7 protein-coding genes are annotated in these 15,429 nt (G+C 61.1%); 1 reads left to right on the top strand and 6 read right to left on the bottom strand.

Annotation, left to right across the window (positions count from 1 at the left end; genetic code table 11):
- Nucleotides 1–29 precede the first annotated feature (29 nt).
- From DIE08_RS31315 to DIE08_RS35820, 3 genes are all read right to left on the bottom strand, one after another.
- Nucleotides 30–2,015, bottom strand: a complete 1,986-nt coding sequence (locus DIE08_RS31315; RefSeq protein ID WP_174919989.1) for an ATP-binding cassette domain-containing protein — start codon at nt 2,013–2,015, stop codon at nt 30–32.
- Between the two features lie 126 nt (nt 2,016–2,141).
- Complete coding sequence (locus DIE08_RS31305; protein WP_059600451.1) at nt 2,142–2,546, bottom strand: DUF4399 domain-containing protein; 405 nt, start codon at nt 2,544–2,546, stop codon at nt 2,142–2,144.
- Nucleotides 2,547–2,557: 11 nt separating this feature from the next.
- Nucleotides 2,558–2,731 carry a hypothetical protein gene (locus DIE08_RS35820; protein WP_185715925.1) on the bottom strand — a complete coding sequence of 58 codons (174 nt, stop codon included), beginning with the start codon at nt 2,729–2,731 and terminating at the stop codon, nt 2,558–2,560.
- Between the two features lie 12 nt (nt 2,732–2,743).
- On the opposite strand from DIE08_RS35820, the gene DIE08_RS31300 reads away from it, so the two are divergent.
- Nucleotides 2,744–2,926 (top strand): rubredoxin, encoded by a 183-nt coding sequence (locus DIE08_RS31300; RefSeq protein ID WP_006478164.1) that lies wholly within the window; start codon nt 2,744–2,746, stop codon nt 2,924–2,926.
- A 332-nt stretch (nt 2,927–3,258) separates the two neighbouring features.
- On the opposite strand, the gene DIE08_RS31295 is transcribed toward DIE08_RS31300, so the two are convergent.
- From DIE08_RS31295 to DIE08_RS31280, 3 genes are all read right to left on the bottom strand, one after another.
- Nucleotides 3,259–4,926: a ShlB/FhaC/HecB family hemolysin secretion/activation protein gene (locus DIE08_RS31295; protein WP_260436601.1), complete on the bottom strand. Its 1,668-nt coding sequence runs from the start codon at nt 4,924–4,926 to the stop codon at nt 3,259–3,261.
- Nucleotides 4,927–5,009: 83 nt separating this feature from the next.
- A complete protein-coding gene (locus tag DIE08_RS31290) occupies nt 5,010–5,348 on the bottom strand; it encodes a small multidrug resistance protein (RefSeq protein ID WP_124626747.1) in 339 nt (112 codons plus the stop codon).
- Nucleotides 5,349–6,133: 785 nt separating this feature from the next.
- Complete coding sequence (locus DIE08_RS31280) at nt 6,134–15,274, bottom strand: hemagglutinin repeat-containing protein (protein ID WP_124905500.1); 9,141 nt, start codon at nt 15,272–15,274, stop codon at nt 6,134–6,136.
- Between the last annotated feature and the right edge of the window lie 155 nt (nt 15,275–15,429).

Genomic DNA, 15,429 nt, shown 5'->3' with positions numbered 1-15,429 from the left:
GCAAGATCACTCACACGGCGCACGGGGCATCAGACCGGCTTGCGCTTTGCCTCGAGCGTCTCCCACCGCTCGAGCGCGGCGAGGAGCTCGTCGTCGATCGCCGCGAAGCGTTCGGTCAGGCGCGTGCCTTCCTGCGGATCCTTCGCGAAGATCGAACCATCCTCGAGCTGCGCATTGATCGTCTTCTGTTCTTCCTCGAGCGCCGCGATCTTCTCCGGCAGCCCATCGAGTTCGCGCTGCTCGTTGAACGACAGCTTCACCGTGCGCTGTGCGTTGCGGCCGGCCGCGCTTTTCGCCGCGTCTTCCTTGACCGGCGCCGCTTCCTTCACCGCGCGCTTCGCCGCCTCCTGCTGCGCGAGCTGCTGCGAACGCTCGCTCTGGATCTGCCAGTCGGTGAAGCCGCCGACGTATTCGCGCCACTTGCCGTCGCCCTCGGCCGCGATCACCGACGTCACGACGTTGTCGAGGAATGCGCGATCGTGGCTGACGAGCAGCACCGTGCCGTCGTAGTCGGCCAGCAGCTCTTCGAGCAGTTCGAGCGTCGGGATGTCGAGGTCGTTGGTCGGTTCGTCGAGCACCAGCACGTTGGCCGGACGCGCGAACAGGCGCGCGAGCAGCAGCCGGTTGCGCTCGCCGCCCGACAGCGACTTCACCGGCGAGCGTGCGCGCTCAGGCGCGAACAGGAAGTCGCCGAGATAGCTCATCACGTGCTTGCGCACGCCGCCGATCTCGACCCATTCGCTTCCGGGGCTGATCGTGTCGGCCAGGCTCTTTTCCTGGTCGAGCTGCGCGCGCATCTGGTCGAAGTACGCGACCTGCAGGTTCGTGCCGGTGCGCACCGTGCCTTCGTCGGGCTTCAGCTCGCCGAGGATCAGCTTGAGCAGCGTGGTCTTGCCCGCGCCGTTCGGGCCGACGAAGCCGATCTTGTCGCCGCGCATGACCGTCGTCGAGAAGCGCTCGACGACCGCGCGGCCGCCGTAGCGCTTCGTCACGTCCGTCAGCTCCGCGACGATCTTGCCCGACTTCTCGCCCTGCGCGACGTCGAGCTTCACGTTGCCCTGCGAATTGCGGCGCTCCGCGCGCTCGTTGCGCATCTGCTCGAGCCGCGCGATGCGGCCGACGCTGCGCGTGCGGCGCGCCTCGACGCCCTTGCGGATCCAAACTTCTTCCTGCGCGAGCAGCTTGTCGAACTTCTCGTTTTCCACGCGCTCGACTTCGAGCTGCTGCGCCTTGCGCGTCTGGTACGCGGAGAAATTGCCCGGATACGACAGCAGCCGGCCGCGATCGAGCTCGACGATGCGCGTCGCGACGCGGTCGAGGAACGCGCGATCGTGGGTGATGAACAGCAGGCCCGCGCGCTGCGCGACGAGCAGTTCTTCCAGCCAGCGGATGCCGTCGAAGTCGAGGTGGTTGGTCGGTTCGTCGAGCAGCAGCACGTCGGGCTGCACCACGAGCGCGCGCGCCAGCGCGACACGCTTCTGCATCCCGCCCGACAGCGCGTCGACCTGCGCATCGCCGTCCGTCAGGCCGATCTGCGCGAGCGTCATCGATACGCGCGTACGCCAATTCCACGCATCGTGCGCATCGAGTGACGACTGCAGCGCGTTCATCCGCGCGAGCAACGCGTCGTGCTCGGCGCCTTCGGGTGTCTCCGCAAGGCGGTGCGCGATCGAATCGTATTCTTCGAGCACTTCGCGCGTGTGCGTGAGCCCCGATGCGACGGCCTCGAACACGGTCGCGCCCGGTTCGAATTCCGGCTCCTGCGGCACGTAGACGGTCACAAGCTCCTGCTGGCGCGTAATCAGCCCGTCGTCGGGCTTCGCCAGCCCGGCGACGATCTTCAGCAGCGACGACTTGCCCGCGCCGTTGCGACCGATCAGGCCGACGCGCTCGCCGGCCTCCAGCGAGAAATCCGCGTGATCGAGCAACGCGACGTGACCGAACGCGAGTTGCGCGCCGGTAATGGAATAAAGCGACATGGGGAGGCGGCGAAGAGAGAAATCGGAAGCGCCCATTGTACCGGTGGCGGACGCCTGCGCCGGGATGGCCGGACGGACTAGGCCGGTGCGCGGTTCATTTCGTGCCGTGGCGGGCATCCGGCCGCACCTTCCCGGCCGGGTGCCCGCATGCGGAAGATGCGATTACTTCACGTTGACCGAGATCGTCGAGCTCAGCTCGGGACCGTACGAGCGGTGCGCGCCGTCGCCGAGCTGCAGCGTCAGCGTGTGCTGGCCGGGCGGCAGCTTCACATCGGTTTCGGTCTGGCCCTTGCCGAAGTGCAGCGAATGGTCTGTCGCGGGGATCACGTCGCCCTTCGGCACCGGCTGGCCGTCGATCAGCAGGTGATGGTGGCCCGTGTCCGGCGTCATGTCGCCGGCCGGCTTGAGCCCCATGCCTTCGAGGCCGAACTTCACGTGCACGGGGCTCGACACCGTCGCGCCATCCTTCGGCTCGACGAAGAACACGCGCGCCTCGGCACGCGCGAGCGTCGACACGGCCAGTGCCGCGACACATACCGCACCCGCAATCCACTTCTTGTTGAGCATCGTTTTCTCCTTCAGATTGAAAGGCTCACGAAGCATACACTGCGTGCCCGGCCCGCGCGATGATGGAAATTGTTCGCGATGCGCACGTTTAAAACGACGATGCGGAGGCGTTCGGCGAAATTCCGGTACCATTGCGCCTTTCGTCCGCCGGACACACGGCGGGCGGCATCACAGATCTTCATCATTCCGAGCACCACATGAGCGAAGTAACCGAATACCAGAGCTGGGTCTGCCTGATTTGCGGGTGGGTCTACAACGAAGCGGAAGGCCTGCCCGACGAGGGCATCCCCGCCGGCACCCGTTTCGCCGACATTCCCGCCGACTGGCGCTGCCCGCTGTGCGACGTGGGCAAGGAAGATTTCGTCGTCGTCGATTTCTGATTCGGGCTTCCGGACACGATCGAGCGCGCGCGGCGCGCATCGGCACGCATTCCGTCCGCCGATGCGCGCCGCGCGTTTGCTATGCTCTGCGCGCTGTCCACATCGCCGTCCCGTTCGCGTCTTCTGTACGCGAAACTGCGGACATGGCTCTCCCCGTAGTTCAGGGGATGGAATGACAGGCGAAAGGCTTGTCCAGCAAGGCTTCCGCACCTTGCTGTAGCAAATTTGTAGCATGCAAAATCTCGTTCACAGCGCGATTCGCGATATGAGCGCGTCCAAACTTGCTTTGCTGCGTACCGAACCGCAAATCGAGCTGCGGCTCCCGCCGTCCATCAGAACTGCCCGGTCAACTGAAAGCCCAGCGTTACACGGGCCGTTGGAAATCCGGAGGGCTTGTACACCGGCGTGCCAGCAAACAGGTCATACCCGTAGGCTCCAAAGCGCGTGCCGATGCTTCCCTTGACGCCGATTACCGCGCCGGCCAACTGCGTGCCGACGAGCGCGACCGGCTGCGGCCCCCACACGCGGCCGTAGTCCAATCCGGCATAGATCGCCTGTCCGGTCTGTCCGATCGGCATTTGCAGCTCGTTGCGCCAGTAAAAACCGCGCGCTGCGGCCAACATCGTTTCGCCGTCGAAGCCGCGCACCGTGTAGCGGCTGCCGATCGTCAAGTCGTCGATGTAATACAACGAGTTGCCGGTGTATTGACCGTGAACCGAGCCGACATAGCGGAACGGCTGATTTGCGATAGCGAACGGCACCGAGAGGTTCGCATCGACGACGGCCATTTTGTACCGGTAAGTCGGACCGCCATCGACCGCCAGCACGTCATCTTGTGCCCCAAATGCACCGATCCCCTGACGATAGGCGAGCGTGCCGTCGAACTGGGCTCCACCGAAATAGTGACGGTCAGTCAGGCCAAGTTCGACGAATGTGTTATTGCGGCGCTGCTGAGGAATTTCCGTATCTTCGATGAAGCTCTGCCCGAAGCGGCGCGACAGGCGGACGTAGCCTCCGAACACGTCGTTCTGACTACGGGCCAGCACGCGGGCAAGTTTGAAATCGATCGTTTTGGAGTTCCCGCTTGCAACGAACGTCTGGTTGACGCCCGCGATATGCTGATAGTACGTGTTCGTATATGCCGTGAGCGTCGCGGTCCAATACCCCCACGGGATCGAATAGAAACCGTTCCAGCCGTGCGAACCGAGGCGCTTGTCACCAAATTCGAGGTCTTGACTCACGCCGACATTGAAGATGTCATTCAGGCCAAGCGGGTTATCGATGCCAACCGACAGGTTGCCTTGCAACTTGCCGGTCGCACGCGTTCCCGAATTGTCGATAGACGCGACAACCGTCCAAGGCTTGCCGCGCTTTACGTCGAGCACGACGTCGCTCTCGCCCGGCACGTCGCCTGGAACGATCTGCATCGATACCTCTTGACTCTGTACGCGCTTCATCTGCTCCAAACCCTGCTCAAGGTCACGCAGGTTCAACAGTTCGCCGTCGCGCGTCGGAAACGCGGTTTTCCATGTACCGCGTAGTTTTTCATCGGCGAAGCGCACGTGTCGGATCACGCCGGGAATCAGCGAGACTTCCAACGTGCCAGTCGACAAATCCTGTTCGGGTAACAGCACGCGCGTCGTGATGTATCCGCGCGAAAGAATGTCTTGCGACAACGCTTTGACAAGCGCATCAAGCCCTTGCTTGCCAACGCACTGTCCGGTGTAGTGTTCGAGCCATTCACGCGCGAACGCGAAGCGATCCATGGGCAGTACGGACGCGCCCTGCGCTCTCACTCCATCCGGCAGCGAATCAGGAACGTTGACCACGAAACGATCAATGCGGAAGCATGGCGTTTCGGTCGGCAGCTCCGGATAGCCTGCACTCGCTGCGACACTCGAACGAACGGCAGGCGCGGAAACGGTCCGTTCCCGCTCGCGTGCTTCTTCCTGCTGACGGACCTGCTGATCGTTGCCGACCGGCGGAATCGACTGTGCCATCGCGCAGGTCGATGCAAAAAGCAACGATCCGGCGACAAGACCGCCGCCTCGGATTTTCTTCTTCATGTAATCGATTCTCTCAGTTACGCGTACCGCGTGACCATCCAGACGCCAATCAGGATGACGACAGCGCCGACCATCTGGATCGGCCGCAACACGTGTTCGTGTAACGCCGTGAACGACAACACCACCAGGATGGAAATCGCTACCATCGTCGGATACGCAACGCCAAGCGTTGTTTTGCGCAGCGCGATTGTATAAAGGAGGAATCCGACACCGTAGGCACCGATGGCTGTCCCGCGTGCGATCCACGGCAATATGCTCGCCTCACCGAGTGTGATTCCCTTGAGGGCCGCGACTCGGAGCAATATGCTCACGAGGCCGCCGAAAAATCCACTTGCGACGACAATCAGCCAATTCACCGCGCGGCCTCCGCTACTACTGCCACCTCCGACCGGGAGCCCAAACCGGCAAGTCGGCCTTGCTATCACTGGCATACACGAAGTCGTCGCCGATCCGCTGGCGAATGCAGGTCAGTTTGGCTTCTCCCTTGAGATTCGTGTCGTCACTGGTAGCGATGACACGATCGAACAATGTGCGGCAGTTGCGAGCATGATTTTTCGCCCGCTCTCACGTTCTCGCGTGAGATAGTCGACAAGCGATTCGCGATACGGAAGCGTTTCCGCTCGAAAGTCGGCATGCTCTGCCACCTTAGCCTTAAACGCGGCGCGGCCGCCCGCGAGCCAAAAAGGCAGGCGCAGCAAGCTTGCAGGCTTGCAGGCTTGCAGGCTTTTCCCTGATGACAGATATTACGGACTCGATCAAAGTATCCGAAACCGTCAATGTGCCATCGAGATCAACGACAAGCGGACGCTTTCGAATTTCTCGCATCTTTATACAATTATTATAAATTAACGCTAACACCAAAAAACCACAGAAATTCAATTTGCGCCGTTCTTCACGCCCTTCGGAAGGGTCAATCAATCAAATAAATCATGACCTCCGGGATCCTTTCTTTTTTAGCAAAATTAACTCTCTAACCATTGCATACGTCACCAGAGAAAAAAGAGCGACATACAATGGAACGCCTGCCAGCACGGGCCTCCAGCCGGCACCACTCAATTCCGAAATCATTAGCACAGCCCCAGCGACAGCTGCCACTGAAATGTATGCCTTAACATAACGCACAACAAATTTACGCCTCACTTCATTGTCCATGTTTTTTCCATGATTCAATTGCTGCTTGTATCGGTCCGGCCGCGCCTTGCACAATCTGATTTACAAGGTTTCCGATAGGCGAGGGAAGTACAGCCTTGGCCCAAGCGCCTGCGGCGTTAGTTGAGGTAGCAACGCCCGCAGACAAATCCGGATTACTTCCGGTCATTCCAGCCGTACCGAATGCACCAACACCAGCTACACCGGCGTTGTAGGCGCCAGCCACAAACTTTCCTGCTTTGCCCATTCCGGCGATTGCGACTTCACCAATCGTAAATGGCGTGGACAAACCGCCCACAATCCCAGCGATATACGAATTTGTAAAATTGGGAGCATCCGCACTTAAACCGGTCTTGTAGTTGTAGTAACTTCCCACATAGTCGAATCCTCCAGCAAGCGCCGCTGCGGCGATCGCCTCAGTTCCTAGCGCCATCACGGCGGTTGCCGGCAGGCCGTACATTGCCCCCGTTTGCATGTATTGCGCCGCTTGCGCGGCATTTGCTGCTTCTGCATTGGAAATAGCCATGATCGTCTGGTCGCTACATGCAGGATTAGTAGCGGCACAGACTTTCGAAAGCATGCTCTTTCCCTTTCGATCGAGCATCTGATTGTACAGCTGCACACTCGACCCTGTCGCCGCACCCGCTGTGCCGCCCACTAGCGCGCCACCAAGCCCGGCAACCACGTTAGCAGTGAAATTACCTAACAATTCCGAACCCGTCCCGGACGTGACCCCCTTCGAAATGTCGTCCAGTTCGCCGGCCATTTTCGCAGTAAGACCCGCCCCGGCGGCACCGCCTACCGCAGTGAGCGCACTTCCCCCGCCGAGACCACCGATCAATGCACCGCCTATGACATGCAACTGAACTCGATTGGAGCCACCTTCAGCCCACGAATTTGCCTCCGCTTGATACGCTTCCTGTGCTGTCGTGTCACCCGCGATTTTTGCTGCGTCCGCGGCACGTTGAGCCTCGCGCTGTTTGGTGTCCGCGTAAGCACCAATACCCTGCGCAACAACCTGCCCGGCCGCCTGCGCTGCATTCATGGTGTCGGCCTGCTTATCCAGCAGATTTTGCACGTCAGGCGTTTTCGATACCGTCCCATTCAGATTCGACGTATCGCGGTTCAGCCCCGCGACATCTTGCGTCTGACCCGCTGGGTTCGTGATGTTGATCGTGCCTGCGCTAACACCGCTGCGCGTGGTTGCGCTTTCGCTGCCACTATCCGACTGCGAAATCATCGGCGTCACGCCACCTGCACCGCTGACCGATCCCGGTCCCGTCGCCTTGCCGGTCACACCGACGCCAGCGCCCGCGCTGAAACCACCGCTATCCGCGTTGTAGGTCGAATGGTTCTGGATATCCCGATAGGTGAGCGTGCCCGTCGTCAGCGTATTCTTCGATGGATCGTCCGTACTGGCGATCGCCGCGCCCGTCAGGTCAGTATTGCCCTTGACGTTCACATTGAAACCACCGTCGCCCGCCTGAATGCCCGCCTGCTCGTTCACGCCAGCATAATTGCCATTCGCATTCCCGTGCGACGAGCTGAAGCTAGCGCTACCGCCCATCGTGCTGACGCTGATACCCCCACCTGCGCTGCTTTGATGTGCGCTGCTGACGGTCGTATCCTGCACACTGCGCATGTTCAGGTTGCCGCCGACATCCGCCGTAACGGTACGGCCGGATACGGTCGAGCCGATCACGTTCGTATCGCGGCCGCTAACCAGCGTCACGCTGTTCGCGCCCGTGACGTGCGAATTGTTCTGCATCGCCGCGTCGCTGTTGCCGTCACCGTGCGCGCGCGACATCGATGCCGAAACGCCGATGCCGTTCGTACCGATCGACACACCAACGCTGCTGCCCGACGACGAATTCGAGCTACGCGTCGAATCGGTGTTCGTCGTGTTTTGCAGGTTGATCTGGTTCTTTGCAGCGAGCAGCACGTCTTTGCCGGACACGTTCGAGCCAGCGACCGTAATGTTGCCGCTACCCGGCGTGCCATTGCCCGTCGCAACCAACGAAGTCGTACCACCTGCGCCGAGGTTCGAACCGCGCTGCGTCGTCTGGTTTTCCGACGTGTCCAAGCGGCTATGGCTCGATCCGACGCTCACCTGGACACCAATGCTCGGCGTACCACCGCCCGCAAGTGCACCGCCAGTCAGGCCGGCGACGCCCATCGCAGCATTGCCGGCCGCTGCGATCGCGTGCAGCGCAGTAGCGCGACTATCGCCGCTGCCGCTCTTGGCGGCTTGCGCCTGTTGATAAGCACCATTGATCGCATCGCCGACGCTGCCCGACAAACCGAGCGTGACGCCGCTGCTGCTCGTCTCTTGGCTATGCGTCTTGTTCGCGGTATCCGTCGCCGAGTCGATCACGATATTCGATGCCGCGCCGGTCAGGTTCTTCCCGGCGATCAGATCGCTACCGGTCACGTGCAGCGTATCGCCGGCCGTGACGTTCAGGTTACCGTTGAGCGACCCGACCGTGCTCGCGTTGTTCGTGGCGGACGATGCATGATCCGTTTCCTTCCGCGACTGCGTGCCGATGCTGACAGTCAGTCCGCTCGTTCCCAGACCCGAATGCGTCTCACGGTAGTAGCTGTCTTGCGAGACCGTATCCTTCGAGGTCGTGATGTTGACGTTGTTTGTCGCCGCGAGATTCACGTCGTTCGTGCCGACGACCGTGCTGCCCTGAACGGTCAGGTCGCGCCCCGACTGAATGTTGACGGTGTTGCCCGACACCGTGCTGCCGACGCCAACATTGGCGTGCGTGTCGGTCATCCCGTCGGTCTTCGTGCTGCTGACGAAGCTGCCGCGTTGGACTTGCACCGACTGGTACTTGTCGTGTTCCTCGCGGGCCTCGTTGATCGTGACGTTGCCCGTCGCACCGATGTTTGCCGAGCCGGTACCGCTCTCGACGCCGTTGGTCATACCCGCCGTCAGAGCGGAGCCGGTCAGCGTCACGTTGCCCTTGGACTTATCGGCACTCACAGCCGCAAGCGTCGCGTTTCCGCCCGCCGTGAATTGCGTGCCGACCGCATGCTCGTCGTAGTTGTGATCCGTTTCTTTTCGCGTCTTACTGTCCGCCGCGACGTTATCAAGCTTCGCCGTATCCGTGACGGTTGTCGCCGTCAGGTTGCCACCAGCGATCACCGACAGATCCTTGCCGGACGAAACCGTCGCACCCTTGAGCGTCGTATCGTTGCCGCTTTGCATCGCCAAGCCGCCGCCAGCGGTTATCCCGCTCGTCACGTTCTTCGTCGTCGACTCTTCCCAATGATGCTGATCGTTCAGATACATCGACTGGTTCGTGGTCGACTGAACCGTATCGACGTTGATATTCCGGCCCGCCGTCACCAGCGCATCGCCGCCAGCCGACAAATTCGCGCCGTGAAGCGTCAGATCGCGACCGGCTTGTACGGCCAGATCGCCGGTCGCCGAGATCGTCCCCTGCTGGCCGATTAAGCTCGTATTGACCTTGCTCGCGCCCGATGCGCCGGTTGCGCCTACGGCATCGACCAGCGTCGTGTTGACGATATCGCGGCCGGCCATCACGGCAACCCGGTTGCCGGAAATCTGGCCCGACGCGTTGACGACATCGTTGCTCGCCGACACGACGGTCGTGCCGTTCTTGGCGCTGCTCGAAATCGTGCCGCCACGGTTCAAGATATCCGTCGCCGTCAGGACGGTTTTCGTGCCGCCCTTGATCACGCCGGAGTTCGTCGTGCTACCCGCCGTATGGATCTCGACATCGTCCGCGGCGATCAATGCACCGGTCGGTTGCAGGTCGTTCGCGTGAGTCTGCGCCATGTAGACGACCGGGGCCAGCACGTGCGTCGTACTGCCATCGAGCAGGGTCACGGTCTGGTCGACCAGCCACACGATATCGCTCGTGAGCGCATCCATTTGGGCGGCCGTCAGCGCCATGCCCGGCACCAAGCCGAACTCCTTCGCGTAGTTCACGCCGTTGGTCATCAACGCGCGATACTCATCTTCGGCGCTCGCGTAGCCCGGCAGGAAGGTGCGTCCCGTCAACTGCGTGATCTGGTTGCGCACCATCTGCTGCTCGTACATCCCGTCGCCCAACCGCTTTTCGATACTCGCCGGATTCAGGTTCAACTGCCCGAGCATGTAGTCGCTCGAGATGAACTTCGTGTAGCTGGTCAGGCGTGGATCCGTCACGATCAGATACGGCTGCCCCGGCGCGGGATTGATCGAATACATGCCGCTCGTCGGCAACGTAATCGACAATGCACCCTTGGCGCTCGCGACCGACTGCAGTGCGGGGACCGTCGTCGTGCCGCTTGCGGTGCCGACCTTGGTCTGGTTGCCGCCCGACACCCCTTGATTGGCGGCGTTGCTACCGAGCGTACCGCCCGTCGCACCGGTGGCCGAGTTTTGCGCGGCGACGTTCTGGTTATTGACGTTCTGCGCGTTGATCGACACCGATTGGTTCGCGATGATCGTACCGCCGGTGCCGCCGATTGCGACCGGCGTATAAACGATGGACGGCTCGACGATCGTGCCACGATCCTGCGTCGTGTCTTCGTTCCACGCGTACATCGACGTAATGTCGTCGCGCTGGTATTGATACAGCGTACGACCGACGTTGTTCACCGTCGTGCCGCCATAGCTGCCACTACCGACGGATCCGCCTTGCTGGGTGCTGCCAATCTGAATCGACTTGCCCGCCGTGATCGCGCTGTAATTGTTGTTGATCGTTCCGACGTTCGCCATCGTGATACTGCCGCCGGCCACGAGCTGCGCTTGCTGCGCCTGACTCGTCACCTTGTCCTGCTGGACAGTGGTCGTCGTATCGCGCCAGATCTCGACTCGTTGATAGCCGTTATGGCCGTCGCTGCGGGTCACATACTCCGAATCCGGCACATAGTTCACGTGCGGGTCATACGCATCCCAATAATTGACCGTAACCGTCCCGTCCGCATTCGTCGTCAGCGTGTTGTAGTAGATCGTCTGCTGCTGCCCGTTCACGTTCACGACGAGCACCTTGTCGGTCGCGTTCGGCCCGGACGTTTGCGACACGACTTGCGAAGGACTATAGGTTGAAGTCAACGGAGTCTTGTAGCCATTCACCCACATCGCCTGCGAGCAGCCCCCGTTCGGATCTGCATTCATCGTCGCGCATACGACGTACTTCTGGCGCTTGGTTTCGTGCTTGCTAGACGTGCTCGTCGTTTCGGTCGTGACCGTCGGTGCGGTACGCGTATTGGTGAACGTGCCGGCAGCCAGTTCAATGTTGCCCTGCGCTTCGATCGTGGACTGGTCGTTCAGCACGTTTTGCGTGCGGTTCGCGAGGAAACCATTTGCATCACGCTGACCGTTCGCCGCGATATTGATATCGCCGACGCTGTACAGGTTTGCGCCGCCGGTGTTCGACAACTGATTCGTCGCATACAGATTCAGCTGGTTCGCAGCGGCGAAGACAGCAGCGGCGCCGGTGTTGGTGATCGTGGCCGCGTTCGACGTGACGTTGCCACCGATCACGGTTCCAGTATTGTTGAGCGCTGCGCTGTTGGTCGTGACCGCATCGCCTTCAATGCGGCCCGCGTTATTGATCGTGCCGCCGTTGGCGTTGACCGTCGTGTTCGCGGAATTCAGGTCCGCGCCGCTCTGGTTGTCGACGTTCGCAGCATTCACCGTGAGCGCACCATTGGCGTCCATCACGCCTTGGTTCGTCAGCTTGCCCGACGTGGAAAACGTCAGGTCGCCATTCGCGTGCAGCCTGTTCGCTGCCGTCTGCGTATAGTCGCTGCCAAGCGTCACTACACCGTTGCGGCCCGCGACGATCGACCCGTCACCGGTCAACGTGCCACTCGTCAACGACAGATCCTGATCGCTACCAATCGCACCACCCTGGTTCGACAGAGCGCCGGTTTGAATCGACACGCTGCCGCCGCTACCCGCGTCATTGCCGAGTTTGCCCGACGTATTGTCGACCGATGCGGCTTGCACCAAAAGGACACCATTTGCGCGAACCGAGCCATTCTGGTTCGACAGCGTAGCGTTCGGACCAACAAAGTTCAGGTTGTTCCCTGCCGACAGGACACCCGCATTGTTGTTCGCGCTGCTGCCGACGTTCAGTGTCAGATCATGGCCGGCGAGCGTTTGGGCGCCCTGCGCGTTCGTGAGAGCCTGCGTAGTCAGCGTGACGTCACCGTTGCCGCCGATCGTACCGGCACCCGCTGTACCGGACGCATTCGTGTTCGTAATCGATGCACCGCCGTCGATCGTCGTTGCCCCGCTGCCGATGTTGGCGATGCGCGCGTCACTATTGTCGATGCTGGCTCCAGACAGGTCGAGCGTCGACGTCACGCCATTCGCTTCGATTTGACCCGCATGGTTGTTCACCGCGCCTTGCGCGCGGACTTTCAGATTCCCGTTCGACTGGATCAGGCCCGCCGCGTTCGCGAGCGCGCCATTCGACTGCACCGACAACGACTGCGATGCGAGCAGCGAGCCGCCGGAATTGTCGACGCTGCCAGCGTTGACCGAGACGTCGCCGTTACCGCCGATCGTGCCGTTCGCCGTATTGGTCAACGCGTTCGTCGCCGTGACTGACAACGCGCCTGAGCCGAGTTGCTTAATTGAGCCGCCGTCGTTCGACAGGCTGTCACCGGACACCGTGAGACCGTTACTGGCTTCGACCGTGCCGGCGCGATTGTTAATCGCCGATTGCGCTTTCAGCACAAGGCTGTCTGCGCCGATATAGCCGCCCGCACTGTTGTCGAGCGACTGCACATCGAGCGCGGCCTGCCGCTGAGCCGACAGCACACCCGCTTGGTTCGACACGGCGGCGGCCGTCAGCTTCATCGCGCCATTGGTCGCGATCATGCCGCCTTGGTTCGAGACAGCACCCGTGCCGATGGTCAACGTGCCGCTGCCGGCATGCGCGATCTTGCCGTGGTCGTTGATCAATGCGGCCGGCGTCAGGCTGAGGTCGGTACTGTTCGTTTGAACGGTTCCCGAGCTATTGTCCAGCGTGCCCGAAACCGCGATCGTTGCCGGTCCCGAGCCGGTCTGCGTGATCGAGCCCGACTGATTTTTGAGATTGGTCGCCGTCAGCGACAACTGGCTGGCCTGAATTGCCCCTGCACTGTTGTCCAGACTGGCCGCGCGAACGTTTGCCAACGCACCTGCGGAAATGCTGCCTGCTGCATTCGTGAGCGCGGTGCCGGCATCGATCGTCGCATTCTGGCCTGCCGCCAGCGAACCGTTGCCGTTGTCGACCGATTGCGCACCGACAGCCAAATCGGTGTTCGCGCTGATTGATCCATGGTTCGCGAGACTGCCCGCCTGAATCGTGACGGAGCCGTCACCACCGATCACACCGCCTTGTGCGCCGTTCGCTGTCGTACCCGCAGCGTTCGTGAGCTGGCCGCTCGTTGCGATGGACAGGCCGTCGCCATTGAGGGACGTCACGCGCCCGGCCGAGTTATCCAAGGATGCGCCGCCGACGCTCATCCGGCCCGCGCTCTGGATGATGCCCTGTTGGTTCAGGATCGCACCACCGTGGACGTCCGCCGTGCTTTGCGACACCAGTGTGCCGGCTTGATTTGCGATCTGTCCGGCCGACTGCACCGACAACGGCCCCTGGGACGATACCGTGCCGCCTTGGTTCGAAAGACTGCCTGCCGTCAATGTCGCGCTGCTCTGGCTCGAAAGATTGCCGTGGTCGTTGATAAGCGCCCCGGCGGCGCTCGCGTTGAGCGCGCCCTGCGCACTCGTCGTTGCGCTGGAAAGGTTGAGGTCGCCGGCATTGGCGTTTAGCGTCATGCCGCCGTTAGCGGCCGTCTGGCCGCCTGCAAGGTTCACACTGCTGCCAGTGAGCGTCGCGTTGCCGCCGGCAAGATTCTGGCCCGTCGCGTTCAGTTGGCCGGACGCGGTAATGCTCAGATCGCCGCTGTGGCTCACGGAACCGTCGTTGTTCACACCTGCGCCGAGTGCGCCGGTTGAACTGACGGTTGCGGCGCTGATCGTCGTATTCTGCTGCGCTGCGAGCGTGCCGCTATTAGACAGCGTCCCGCTGGCCGCTACGTTCGCGCTCTGCTGCGCGTAGGTCGTCCCCGTATTCTGGACATCGCTACCGTTCGCCGTAAGATTGCCGCTTGCGATCGTCTTGCCGGACAGCACAAGCTGCCCGTTCGACTGGAGCGTCAGATCCCCGGCCTGCGCGGCAATCGTGCCGGCGTTCGCCACGCCGACACCATTCTGATTAGCGACAAGAAACACCCTATTGGCGTACATTCCGCCCAATTGACCAACGTCAATTGCGATTGCCGGTGCAGGGCTGCCGTCCTGAATCGGCGTCGTGGCGAGCGTATCGTGATTGACTTGGTTCGGACCGGCGATTACGTTCAGATTTTTCGCGTAAATCGCCGCATTTGCCTGAACCGCACGGGCGATAATGTCAACTTGATCGACATTGGCCGCATTCAAACCCGCGCCGGACACGGTGACGAGGCCACGATTTACATTAAAGCCAGCTACCGAACCGTCAGCACCGTAATACGGCACCCCGGTTGTCAAGACAGCGCGCGAGGTATTAATAAAACCGCCACCGTCGACCAGGAGGCCAGCTGAATTCGATAAGATAATCTCGGCTTTGGGGCCCGCTATCTCAACATACCCCCTGAGAACCGATGGATTATTGCTATTAACCTGATTAACAATAATCCGCGCAGAATCGTTGGGTCCGAAATTCGGGTTCCCGTTGATATATCCCGCTTGTTGCGTGTTGACGATCGTCGGTGAATTATTGAGTATCGCACCGGGTTTCTGCACGTCGAACTGATTATAGGTGTTTAAAGAAACACCTGAACTTCCCGGCCTATTAATATTGACTTGTGGCAATCCATTTTGCGTCTGGATCACCGATGGCGCATGCACACCGCCACCGACAATTTGCGCATCAGCCCATATCGGCGTCGCGCCGACCGCAATCAGGGATGCCAATGCGATGCTCCGGAGGGCAAATCGCACAATCGATTCGCGCTCAACCGCCGCCCCACGCGTCTCGCCACGACCCGCGTTGCCCGACGCATTGGCTGTCTCTTCGACGGCAATCAACATGCCGCGTACACGGCTGTACACCAAACGGTAGTTATTTTGATTCATTTTTCTGGTCTACTCGCAACTTGAGCGACTGCGCCCTACGGATTATCGGATGGCGGCATCTTCTCGCAACCCACGCAGCCGCGTCTCGGCGAGCGGGTCAACAATTGTCAAACGTCGAGTAAACGCGACAATGATCGGGGCACGGACGCGCTTGC

This window comes from Burkholderia sp. Bp9004 (assembly GCF_003858025.1).
Classification (GTDB): Bacteria; Pseudomonadota; Gammaproteobacteria; order Burkholderiales; family Burkholderiaceae; genus Burkholderia; species Burkholderia diffusa.
This window is presented reverse-complemented; position numbering and strand designations above follow the sequence as displayed.